Source organism: Oleiphilus sp. HI0128 (genome assembly GCF_001635365.1).
The window spans coordinates 1-11,356 of sequence record NZ_LWGG01000320.1 but is presented as its reverse complement, the minus strand read 5'-3'; the positions used below and the strand labels follow the sequence as shown (position 1 = coordinate 11,356).

The 11,356-nt window shown below is 42.4% G+C and carries 11 protein-coding genes; 9 read left to right on the top strand and 2 right to left on the bottom strand.

The window, feature by feature from the left end:
* The 5 genes from A3763_RS04075 to A3763_RS04055 all read left to right on the top strand — a co-directional run.
* Positions 1-1,454 (top strand): phosphopantetheine-binding protein (locus A3763_RS04075; protein ID WP_231872093.1); only part of this gene is annotated, 1,454 nt, incomplete at its 5' end.
* Entirely contained in the window at positions 1,451-2,278 is an 828-nt protein-coding gene (locus A3763_RS04070; protein ID WP_068511716.1) for an alpha/beta fold hydrolase, read from the top strand. The genes A3763_RS04075 and A3763_RS04070, both read left to right, overlap by 4 nt.
* A gap of 12 nt (positions 2,279-2,290) precedes the next feature.
* Complete coding sequence (locus tag A3763_RS04065) at positions 2,291-3,364, top strand: hypothetical protein (protein WP_068511715.1); 1,074 nt, start codon at positions 2,291-2,293, stop codon at positions 3,362-3,364.
* A gap of 74 nt (positions 3,365-3,438) precedes the next feature.
* Positions 3,439-4,302: a JmjC domain-containing protein gene (locus tag A3763_RS04060; protein ID WP_068511712.1), complete on the top strand. Its 864-nt coding sequence runs from the start codon at positions 3,439-3,441 to the stop codon at positions 4,300-4,302.
* A 38-nt stretch (positions 4,303-4,340) separates the two neighbouring features.
* Positions 4,341-5,702, top strand: a complete 1,362-nt coding sequence (locus A3763_RS04055; RefSeq protein ID WP_068511709.1) for a VanZ family protein — start codon at positions 4,341-4,343, stop codon at positions 5,700-5,702.
* Between the two features lie 72 nt (positions 5,703-5,774).
* On the opposite strand, the gene A3763_RS04050 is transcribed toward A3763_RS04055, so the two are convergent.
* Positions 5,775-6,857 (bottom strand): glycosyltransferase family 4 protein, encoded by a 1,083-nt coding sequence (locus A3763_RS04050; protein WP_068511708.1) that lies wholly within the window; start codon positions 6,855-6,857, stop codon positions 5,775-5,777.
* 110 nt (positions 6,858-6,967) lie between these two features.
* On the opposite strand from A3763_RS04050, the gene A3763_RS04045 reads away from it, so the two are divergent.
* The 4 genes from A3763_RS04045 to A3763_RS04030 all read left to right on the top strand — a co-directional run bounded on the left by A3763_RS04045 (position 6,968) and on the right by A3763_RS04030 (position 11,048).
* On the top strand, positions 6,968-8,005 hold the full coding sequence (locus A3763_RS04045; protein ID WP_068511706.1) for a glycosyltransferase family 2 protein: 1,038 nt from the start codon (positions 6,968-6,970) through the stop codon (positions 8,003-8,005).
* A gap of 33 nt (positions 8,006-8,038) precedes the next feature.
* Positions 8,039-9,151 carry a glycosyltransferase family 4 protein gene (locus A3763_RS04040; protein WP_369820135.1) on the top strand — a complete coding sequence of 371 codons (1,113 nt, stop codon included), beginning with the start codon at positions 8,039-8,041 and terminating at the stop codon, positions 9,149-9,151.
* Positions 9,138-9,875 carry a GDSL-type esterase/lipase family protein gene (locus A3763_RS04035; RefSeq protein ID WP_068511700.1) on the top strand — a complete coding sequence of 246 codons (738 nt, stop codon included), beginning with the start codon at positions 9,138-9,140 and terminating at the stop codon, positions 9,873-9,875. The genes A3763_RS04040 and A3763_RS04035 overlap by 14 nt, the downstream gene beginning before the upstream one ends.
* A 141-nt stretch (positions 9,876-10,016) precedes the next feature.
* Positions 10,017-11,048, top strand: a complete 1,032-nt coding sequence (locus A3763_RS04030; protein WP_068511696.1) for a glycosyltransferase family 2 protein — start codon at positions 10,017-10,019, stop codon at positions 11,046-11,048.
* 112 nt (positions 11,049-11,160) lie between these two features.
* On the opposite strand, the gene A3763_RS29435 is transcribed toward A3763_RS04030, so the two are convergent.
* A partial coding sequence (locus A3763_RS29435) for an acyltransferase (RefSeq protein ID WP_231872092.1) occupies positions 11,161-11,356 on the bottom strand: 196 nt, incomplete at its 5' end.

The following is an 11,356-nucleotide window of genomic DNA, read 5'->3' as shown; positions in this document are numbered from 1 at the left end:
ACACCCACGACGGCACCCTTACGTATATGGGACGACTGGATCAGCAAGTCAAAGTACGCGGCTACCGAATAGAACTGGGTGAAATTGAGACGCTTATGCGNCAACACGACGCCATTGACGACTGCGCCTTAAGCGTACGAGAAGTCCGTGCCGGCGATACGCGGCTCATCGCTTATGTTGTATGGAAGAATAGCCCGATTAGTCTCAGTGAACTTCGTGAGCACCTGCGACAGCAATTGCCCCCTTACATGGTGCCGCAGCACCTTGAAGCACTCGGGGAGTTACCACGCACCCTTAACAACAAGCTTGATCGAAAAGTCCTGCAAAGCTGGAACCTAACTCAAATGTCTGCCGGTGAATCGCGTCAAGGCCCCGAGACAAGCACAGAAAAGTGGTTAGCTCTCTGCTGGGGAGAAGTATGCGGGAACCATGATATTAACAAATACGATAATTTCTTTGATATCGGCGGCCATTCATTACTTTCCATTCAAGTTATTCATAAAGTGCAAGCGCATTTTAACGTTGAACTGAAGCCTCGAGACTTACTACTGGAAAGCTTACATCAACTAGCTGAGCTAATAGATCAGACCACAAAAACAGCCGCTACAGAAAGCTCAGCGGCTAAAGGTCTTTCTGACGAAACCAATAAAACAGAGCTACATTCTCCCGCAACGCAAACAATCCACCCAGTATTCTTCGGTGATAGTAAATTACCTCTTTACGGCGTAATACATGAGCCTGGTGCGGGCGCTTATCGTAGCAAAGCAATATTATTCAGCTCTCCGATCGGACATGAGTATTTTCGCAACTATCGAATGACCCAGCTACTTGCCACTAGCCTCGCTAAACAAGGCTTTTATTGCATGCGTTTTGACTACCACGGCGTGGGTGACTCCACTGGTGAGTTTTCTACTCAAAGTATCGAAGAATGGCAACAAGACCTTATCAAAGCATATGAGGAGCTAAAAGCCCGAGCAGGCGTTGAGCAGGTGGTCTGTGTCGCCTCACGTTTAGGCGCCTCAATTGCTACATTAGCCAATACAAAGTGCCAGTTTAATGAGCTAGTCCTTTGGGACCCGATTCTCAATGGCTCCGACTATCTTGGTAAATTAGACACTCTGCAAAAACAAGTACTTACTCAAAACTGGCATTTCAGTGTTAGAAGGAAAAGCAGTGACCTAAAACAGGGTGAATACCTTGGCTATCAATACTGTACGAAATTACAAAAGCAAATAGACTCTCTAAGACTGGCAGACCAACTCAATAGCCTTAATGATACGCCATGCACCGTCATCTCAACGACCGAAGATGAAAGCTTAAGTGCGACAGGTGGGCAGCATATCAACTACCAACATATTGATGATGAAGGCAATTGGTACTTCTACAAGGACATTGACCGCTCAATCTCAACACATAATATCAACCAATTTATTTTAAAGAGCTTAAGTCAATGATTGAACAAATTCAGAGCTTTGGCCCACAGCACCACCTTCAGGGTATCTATACTGCTCCAGAAGAAGACTGCAAGAAGCCTTGTTTCTTGATAATTAATGCTGGTGCAGTTCATAAATCAGGCCCTTTCAATTTGCATGTACATCTCGCAAAATTCTTGGCTGATCTAGGGTATGCCAGCTTTCGATTTGACCTGAGTGGGCAAGGTGATAGCACCCGCATCGCATCACCTTCTTCTCGAACAGAGCAAATTACCAAGGATATGCTTGCAGCCTTGGATTGCCTTGAAGCTCAGTTTAACCACTGCAGTGTAATTTCTTTTGGCCTTTGTACAGGTGCCGAGAACGCTCACAAAATTGCTGTAAAGGATGATCGTGTCAAAGGTTTAGTTTGGATAGATGGCTATGGTTACCTAAGTCCAAAGTTTAATCGTGTGAAATTTCTCAAAAAGCTATCTCAGCCCTTCAACCTGATTAAGGCTTTAATTAAGCGGCTGACTAAAACCAAAGCTATGTCTTCAGAATCGAGCGATAATCAAGCAAATAATGTTGATGACTATGTCTGGCGCTTGCCGGAAAAAAGTCAATATAAGGCCGACATGGAAGTATTGCATCAACGCGAAGCCAAGTGCCTATATGTCTACAGCGGAGGGGTACAGTCCTACTACAACTATCAGGGACAAATGAAAGATGCATTTCCTGGCGAGTTCTTCACGCAAATATTTGAAGAAGTCTATTTCCCCAAAGCTGACCATACTTTTTTCATGCTGAACGATAAGCACAGCTTGTTCGACGCGATTAAAAACTGGTTAAGCAGACATTACTAAAGTGAGGCAAGGATGCTTTCGATTAAACCAACAACCACCACCATCGGCCTTTTTTTTGTAATGGTTTTTGCCTCGTACTGGCTATTCCTGAATAAGACAGGCATCGATACTTCTGATCCTGGTGATGCTGCGTTTCCTGTCGCAATATTAGGTGATTCAGACAGTCATAGCTATCGAGATAAATATGACAATAAAGCTAGAGGAGGCGACTTCCATAGCGTCACTTACAACTGGCCAGCACTATGGGACAGATTTCGATCTGAGCAAGTTAATCTTGGAGCATTCGGGACATGGGGTGAAAGTTACCGCTGGGCAAGAATCAAGAACTGGCTTAAGCTCCCTGCCCGAGCCCCCAAGAAATTAGACTTCGACTATAACTATGCAGTTTCCGGACTTCGCTGTCAGTCTTTGCTTGAAGGCTGGCCCTATCAAGCAAAATGGCTGATCTCTCGCTTGCAGCGCTCTCCGGACTTCTGGGAAAAGGGGCTGGTCATCATTCGAATCGGCGTAAACAATCTCGGCTCAACCAAACTATTAGAACAATGGGGAGTCAGCGGCTTAGACAAGACAGCTAAAGACGTTGTCAGTGAGTGTGTCCGTCAGATCACCGAGGCAACCGAGCAATTATTGGCGAGCCACCCTTCTGTAAAGGTCGCTGTTCTTGGTATGTGTCGAGACTGCAATTTAACCGAAAGCTATAAACATTGGCCAACATTAGAAAACATCAAAAACCGAGACCAAGTCCTGGGTAGTTTTGATCGTCAGCTAAAAAGTTACGTTCAAGATAAGAAACGCGTATTATTCATAGATGATGTCGCCTGGCAAATAAAGCGATATAGTGACCGTTATAATGAGCCCATAAACCTTGAAACCCGATTAGCTGATAAGGTCACCATTAAGAGTCGTCAAGGCGATCACCCTAGCAACCTGATATTGGCCGACTATCATGCTGGAACAGTCTACAACGGCTTTTGGTTAAATAACCTGATCGAACAACTTAACCAAGGTTTTAAGCTTCAATTAAGCCCTTTATCCGAAGAAGAAATACTGCGTGTGATTCTGCCCGTGTTATCAAAAAACGAGTGAATAAGTAGATTTTCAAGAAATAGCTAGCCGCACAAGCTCTTCCACTAAGAGTACTAGAGAAAAAGGAATGCAAAATGTATAAATACATAAAACTAGATCAAGAACAGCAGTTCTCCGACTTCAACAAAAGGTCATTCAAATTTAACCAGTCTGTAGTGGAGACACCTCTAGCATCACTTGATAGTCTATCTGAGTTAGTCCTCAGACTTCCCCCGGAGCACGTGTATGCCAGCTCTAGTAAAGTCGACATCAATGCAAATCTTGATACAGCTCATAAAGAACATAAAATAGAATGCTCATTAGAGCACGCACTGGAAAATCTGGCGACTTCAGACTCTTTTGTGATGGTTAGAAGTCCTGAAATTGACGAACAATATAAAGAGCTATTTACAGGGCTAAAGAACGACCTTGAACAACTTGCCCAAGAACTAGGTACAGAAATTACTGACTCAACACTCTATCTATTTATCACGTCACCAAATGGCACAACGCCTTATCACATCGACCGGTATAGCACTTTCCTTATGCAACTTACGGGCACTAAAGAAGTCTATACGTGGGAACCCTGGAATAAAGAACAAATTAGTGATGATGAACTGGAAACATTTGTAGCCAAAACCCATAAAGTAGCACCAAGCTTACGGGACGAATTTGTTAACACCTCAACAAAAACTTTTATTAAGCCAGGTGAAGGCGCTCATATTCCCTATTTAGCACCACACTGGGTAAAAACATGCGATGAAGTTTCAGCCTCAGTATCAATTATCTTCAACACGAAAGAAACTCAGAAGAAAGGCTTAGCCTTGCGCTTTAATGAATTAGTTAAGAGGAGACTGGGAATCAAGCTAAGCCCTATATCCGGTGACAAAAAGATCAGTGACGCCATAAAAGTATTCCTATTCAAAGTGGCCGCCAAGCTATTGAGTGGTAAAGTCTAAAGCTATTATTTACTCTTAACAGAAATAGGGAAACTCAAATGCCGTTACAAACAAGCCCAAATATAACACGACTAAGCTTTGGGCTTCTTCTACTTCTATATTTACTATTTATTCTAGCGGCAAGCTTTTACCTAACAGGAAAGGCACCCAGCACAGAAAGTGCAATCCAGACCCTACTCGAAAAAGGGAGTGCATTTTCTTTTAATTTTCACAACCTAAGAGATGTTGCTACGAACATACTGCTGTATATGCCATTGGGCTTTCTTTGTTCCCTATATATAGCGAGTAAATCCTCTCCTAGATTAATGAGCCCCTATCTGTTTGTTGGTTTTTTAGTCAGTACACTAGTTGAAATAACGCAAGCATTTATTGGGCGCTATTCCGATATTTCAGACGTAATATCAAATACTTCAGGTTTTATCACGAGCTATTTTGTCGCCTATATTGCACTAAAGCACTTTCACTTTTCACCTTCTAGCTTACTTGGTATAGAGCAAAAATCAGATAATGCGGCATTGCAAAACATATCTGGAATCCGGTTTATCTATATAGCGGTCGCTTATATAACCTGTTTACTACCTCTTAATATCACCGTCTCATTATCTGATATCTATGCAAAGCTAAACAGTCAAAACAGTGACATGCCACGCTTGATTCTTGACCCCTTTTTCCACTTTTCATCCGCATCAGTAGATTGGCAGTACTTAACGTTGAATTGTATCATATTCATACCACTTGCCTTTTTAAGCGCACATATTCAAATAAAACGCCAAACACCTAACATTCTAGTACCCGCTGTCCACTGCCTTTTCTTTTCATTGTGCATTGAAGTATCAGAAGTTTTTATAAAGTCAGGCAGGAGCGATATATTCATGCCTTATATGGCATCGATGATAGGCTTATCTATTTCATTGTTATGCATCAAGCTATACCAGGAGCCCAGTGCGCACGTAAATAGCAAGGATAAACAAAAGTATGATGTACTATTGTCTATCGTTTTATATTCTTTATTTTTATTTTCCGTGGCGCTATCTCCCTTTGATTTTGAGTTATCACTCAAAGCAATAAAACAAAAGCTTATCTACGATAGCAACGTCATACCTTTCAAGGCTCACTTCTCAGCACGGTCAATTGGCGCCGCAGTTGACATCGTTCGAGAAGTCCTACTCTATTTACCCCTTGGCAGCTTATTATCACTATACCTGAGTCTAAAATATAAAACGCTCGTAATTCTTACCGTCACCTTGTTATATGGATTGAGCATTGAACTACTGCAAGTTCTCGTTATTGGTCGTTATGTCGATTTAACTGACTGCTTATTAGCATCGCTAGGCGGGCTTATTGGTGCCACCACGGCACATTTATTCGCTTCGGCTAGTCCGTCAGTGAAGGAGCATTAACCGAGCGCTACAAAATTAGACAACACTCGGAACTAAAGCCAGCCCTTTCTTCAGCTTTCACAGGCAAAGTGTTTAGCCTTGATAACACTTTTGATACTCTTCATTAGCAGACTCCAACGAAAAGTTCTCAATCATATGCTCCCTTGCTTTTTCACCCAAGCTTCGACGCAACTCATCATCTTCACATAATTGTGTAATAAGTTTTGTCAGGTTCTCAACATCAGCATACTCATATAAAAAGCCGGTTTGATCATCCAATACTAACTTAGGGCTATCCCCCACATTTGTCGCTATCACGGGTATTCTTCTCGCCATAGCTTCCATAATGGCCAAAGAAAGCCCTTCCTGCTCAGAGCAAACCGCCAAGACATCGAAAGAGCCGTACACCTTATCTCTATCAAGCTCCATCCCGTGAAATATACACTGCCCATCGTTCAAAGCCTCTAAAGCCAAAGCTTCTAACTTGCTGCGTTCAGGACCATCACCAAAGAAGTGGATTTCTATCTTTTCTCTCAATGTAGCATCCAACCGACTAACCGCATTGATCAGGCCTTTCTGCCCTTTCAATGCCACCATGCGCCCCACAGAACCTATACGAAGCTTCGTTGACTCGATGTTAGCCACTTGCAGTGGTACAAACACACCATTGCTAATCGTCACAAGTTTTGACTCTTTCCAACCGTGCGTATTGTAGAAAGCCTTCTTCCCTGCATCAGAGACAAAAGTCACCCAAGATACAAACAAGTTGGCGAAACGATGAATTAAACGCCACTTCTTACTCGCCAAAGGAGCGATTCCATGCCTTGTATAAACTATTCGAACCCCCAACAAAAATAGAAAAGGCAATAGAGGAACAAAAAAGCGTAAACCAAATGGACTATGGATATGCAATACGCTTTTGGAAGACTTTGTACGGAAATAGTGCCATACCGCCTTGTAGTCACGAAAACGGTCACCTGAAGATAAAATACAATTCAGGGATTGCTTTGATGCTTCGGTATCTAATGCACACTCTTCGGAAGAGCAGGAAAATACCTCAACATGATCACCGGCTTGTTCTTGTACCGCCGATAAGTCCAATACAAAGCGTTCAGCACCACCAACCTTAAGGCTAGAAAGAACATGTAGAACCCTTGCGCCACCGTTTACTGCCATATAATGTGAATCCTTCGCTCATGTCTTGATAATTTCACTTTACTCTATCGTAGAATCGAGTATAAAACTATTCTGAATTATTATTGTTACATTGCTTACTTGGGTCGACTATGGAAAATCTAGCTCAAAAACCAGTTACTATTGTTATTTCACCTAGGGACAGATACACCGGCTTAGAAAAGTGTATCGAAAACGTCTACCAGTTTACCGATTCAAAACTGTTCAACCTAATCATACTTGACCTAGGCTACCCTAAGTCGATCATAGAGTTAGCAAAAAAGGCCCTGCAAGGAAAAGATAACGCCAAAATTATCGACTACGGCTTTATCATCCCAATCGATGCAATGTCGAAAGTGCGAAACGAAATAAATACTAAATACACTGTTTTCTTAGATAACGATTCACGCACAACTGAGGGCTGGTTACCGCCTATCATCGAAACAGGTGACCAAAAAGAAGCAGCTGTCATCTACCCCGTAACCCTGGAATCCTCTGGCGTTGATGAAGGTGCAGACTTGCGCAATCACCTTTTTACCACCGAACTACGTGCAGTCGATGTAGAAAACACTCCCTACCTGATCGAAGAAAAGACCTTCCGTCGGACCTTACCAGAAGACCTGCCGCAAGAAGTGACTGAAAGCCAAGCGTTTGAGCTTCATTGCGTTATGTTCAATACCGAAGTCCTGAAAAGCCTTGAACTCCCGCACATGACTATCCGAGAGCACCTGGATATCGGCATGCAGCTGAAGAACCGAGGCCTAAAGCTTTATGTAGAGCCTCGTTGCAATATTATCTTTGATAACTTAGGCACTCGTGCCAGCCTCTCAGACCTTAAATACTTTAACTTACGCTGGAACAGCAAAATCACTGAGTCATCCAGCCGACTATTTGAGAAGCGATGGGGCTATAACTTCTACTCTGAGCAATCCATATATAACTGGGCGATTAGGCGACGCATATTCCTGGTTTTAAGGTGGATGCATATTCCTAACGGCCTAGCGAACAAAATTGACCGAGTTTTCTTTGCAGTTAGAAGGCGTTTATTTCCCATCTGGGACCCTTTAAGTAACCCTAACGAACAGTCTCGCTTACTATATGATGATTTTGGCGGTAATGCGCCAGAGCAAAAAAGCCACGCTACGAAATAAAGTAACCGATATGTTTGCTGAAGGAGCAAAACCATTAATATTTTAATCGTCGCAAATTCTCTAGACAAAGGTGGCCGAACGAAACGAATCAGCCAAGAGAAATCTGGTCTTGAAGCACTTGGTCATTCCGTCTTTCTTGCATCGTTTGAGCCACCACCTTCGTGGGTGTTAGAACAACACCAGGACAGCACTAACTGGCTGTGCCTCACTAAGAAAGAAGGCAAGTTTGATTTCGCTCTGATCCGGCAATTAATCAACACACTAAAAACAATGAAGATCGATATTGTACATGCGCATTGTGAAGCTTCTGCACTCTATGCAGGTCTCGCATGTAAGTTAACACGAAAACCAATAATCGGTACTTATCACCGCTCAGAACTACGTTATTATCAACCCACCCTAAAGAACAAACTCTCTGCTTGGTTATTGAATCATTACATCGCTATATCGAATGAGAGAAAGCTGCGCATGGTGAATCAGCTTGGTATAAACGATAAAAAAACAACCACCATTCATGGTGGCGTAGAACTAAGCGAAGTACCCCAACCTGAAGGTAATGCGACACAAGCAGCAAAAGACAAGTTAGCACTTAATGGGCGTATTTTATTCTCTGCAGGTCATTTAGGGCCCATTAAAGGGCATGACGACAGTATCGAAGCCTTAGCACTATTGAAACAAAAGTCCCCTAAGGTTCTCGATAGCACTCACCTATACATTGCTGGCGACGGGGCACCTCAAGACTATGAGCGACTTAGAACGCACATTAGAGATAAAGGCCTGGAAGATAAAATCACCCTACTCGGCCAGGTCACCAATGTAATGGATTGGATGCAGGCCTGCGATATCTTTCTACAACCCTCCCGAGAAGAAGGTTTCGGCTTGGTTTTCATCGAGGCTGGCATATGCCATAAGCCGACACTGGCAACCCAGGTTGGCGGCATCCCTGACATCATCATTAATGAAGAAACTGGCATTTTGGTACCACCAGAAAGCCCCAAGGTATTGGCAGAAAAGTTAGATTTACTTTTAAATAACGACTCGCTCGCACAAAAGTTAGGAGAACAGGCCCACCAAAGAACCCTGGATCACTTCTTACTCTCTGACCAGATTCAGAAGTTGGAGAAAGTTTATCGTGATCAGCTCTAAACACAAAGCTCTATTCGGCATCTACTTACTTGCTCTTCACGTATTTGCCGCATTCTTGTTCAATAAAACTTATACATTTCAAAAAGTGCTAATCGACCTTGGCCTAGAGCAACGCCCCTACGTTAATAGTCCCACCTATAAAGCAACACTCGCCCACCAGTTAAGGCGAGATGGAAATACCTCTCCCGAGTCTATCGCATTCTTCGGAGATAGCATGATACAAGGCTTAAATACTAGCGCGATTATAGATAGAAGCGAGAACTACGGTATTGGTTTCGATACAACTGAAGGTTTGTTAAATAGATTATCTCAATATCGTTCAAGCCAAATTGCTAACACTATTATTATTTGTATTGGTACTAACGATCTTAGCATTCTTACTCCTGAGCAAATCGTAAGTAACATACTAAAAATAATTGACATAACACCAGAAACACAAAACATATATATTTCAGGAATACTCCCTATATCCCTAGAACGAAATCAGAAATTACAGCACCAAGCACCAATCAAGCAAACTAACCAACTCTTAAACAAAGCACTCAGACACAGCCTAAACACAACCTTCATCCCTCCACCCAATGAATTGCTGGATAAGTCAGGCCACTTATCTTCAAAGCATCATATCGGAGATGGCTTGCATCTGAGCTCATCTGGTTATGACATCTGGATAAACCACCTCAAAGACTACCTGAACATTCAACCTCTTAAAGAAAGTTTATAAACGAGTAGATATAAATTTCACCTATAAACTCTAGCGAGCTCTAGCTCTTTTTCTGAACAAAGACTGACCAAGGTCAAATACCCGCGTTTTTTATACGTATAAAATTCATTCCACCCGATTATCAAAACTGAGGTCTAAGGAATGAGCCAGAAAAAAGTAACATTAGTGATTTCTCCCAGGGATCGTTATAGCGGTCTCTCTGACTGTATCAAAAACGTTTATGAGCATACCGACAGTTCGCTATTTGACCTGATCATTCTTGATTTAGGTTACCCTTCGAGTGAAATCGCTTTAGCCAAAGAAGCCATTGCAGGAAAGGATAACGCCAAGATTATTTCTCACGGGCGCATAATCCCACTAGAAGGAATCAGCAAAATACGCGACCAAATCAAAACTCCCTTTACCTTTCTGCTAGATAATGACTCAAGAGTTTCTGAAGGTTGGCTCCCACCACTTATCGAAACTGGTGAAAAAACAGGTGCTGCTGTTATCTCCCCACTAACGCTAGAGAAAGATGGTGTCGACGGAGACTATACCCGTAACCATATCTATACCGTTGAGATCCGCACGATTGAAGTTGAAGGTAAAACTTATCTTATCGAGCATAAGCCTTACCGCCGTGAACTGCCTGAAAACATGCCAAAAGAAACCGTGCCGACTCAAGCATTTGAACTACATGGCGTCATGTTTAATACACAAGCCTTACAAAACATTGAACTGCCACATATGACAATTCGTGAACATCTGGATATTGGCATGCAGCTTCAGGCAAAGGGAGAGAAGCTCTATGCCGAACCACGCTCAGTCATCTACTTTGATAACCTGGGCACACGAGCTAACCTAAGCGACCTAAAGTATTTTGACCTTCGCTGGAATAGAAAAATCGGAAAATACTCACACGATCTATTTGAAAAGCGCTGGGGGTACAAATGGTATGCAGAAGAATCGGTCTATTTTTGGTGTCAGCGCAGAAGACTATACATAATTTTACGCTGGGCTTTTCTTCCAATAAAAGTTGCAAACCTACTAGACCGTATCGTCAGTAGCGTTAAACGGCGGTTCTTTCCTATTTGGGATCCGGTCAAGAACCCTCTTGAACATTCGAAATTACTGTATGATACTTTGGAAAACAATTCGCCTGTGCAGAAGAGTCACAACTTGACACTAAATTAAGTAACTTTCCGTGAACTACAATTAAGACGCTTTTGTTAGTTGTAGTTCACGAAAGCAAATCTTTGATCCCATAAAAGCCACACATGATGACAGTGTATACTCCATATACTATTTAGGAGTATCGACTCTTACGTACCAGTATCGGGCTTTCAAAGTATTTATAAGACACACTAGATATCATATATGTTAAAGCTAGCCCTCCTCCGTATCCCAAAATACGATCGCTATTAGACATTTCGCCACCATATCGTTCAATTAAATGAATAATTGGGTAGTGATATATATATAAGCCATAAGATATTTTTCCA

What these genes read in the sequence shown, in the direction of transcription:
- A3763_RS04070 (WP_068511716.1), top strand. Translation starts at nt 1,451, where the DNA reads ATGATTGAACAAATTCAGAGCTTTGGCCCACAGCACCACCTTCAGGGT.
- A3763_RS04065 (WP_068511715.1), top strand. Translation starts at nt 2,291, where the DNA reads ATGCTTTCGATTAAACCAACAACCACCACCATCGGCCTTTTTTTTGTA.
- A3763_RS04060 (WP_068511712.1), top strand. Translation starts at nt 3,439, where the DNA reads ATGTATAAATACATAAAACTAGATCAAGAACAGCAGTTCTCCGACTTC.
- A3763_RS04055 (WP_068511709.1), top strand. Translation starts at nt 4,341, where the DNA reads ATGCCGTTACAAACAAGCCCAAATATAACACGACTAAGCTTTGGGCTT.
- A3763_RS04050 (WP_068511708.1), bottom strand. Translation starts at nt 6,857, where the DNA reads ATGGCAGTAAACGGTGGCGCAAGGGTTCTACATGTTCTTTCTAGCCTT.
- A3763_RS04045 (WP_068511706.1), top strand. Translation starts at nt 6,968, where the DNA reads ATGGAAAATCTAGCTCAAAAACCAGTTACTATTGTTATTTCACCTAGG.
- A3763_RS04030 (WP_068511696.1), top strand. Translation starts at nt 10,017, where the DNA reads ATGAGCCAGAAAAAAGTAACATTAGTGATTTCTCCCAGGGATCGTTAT.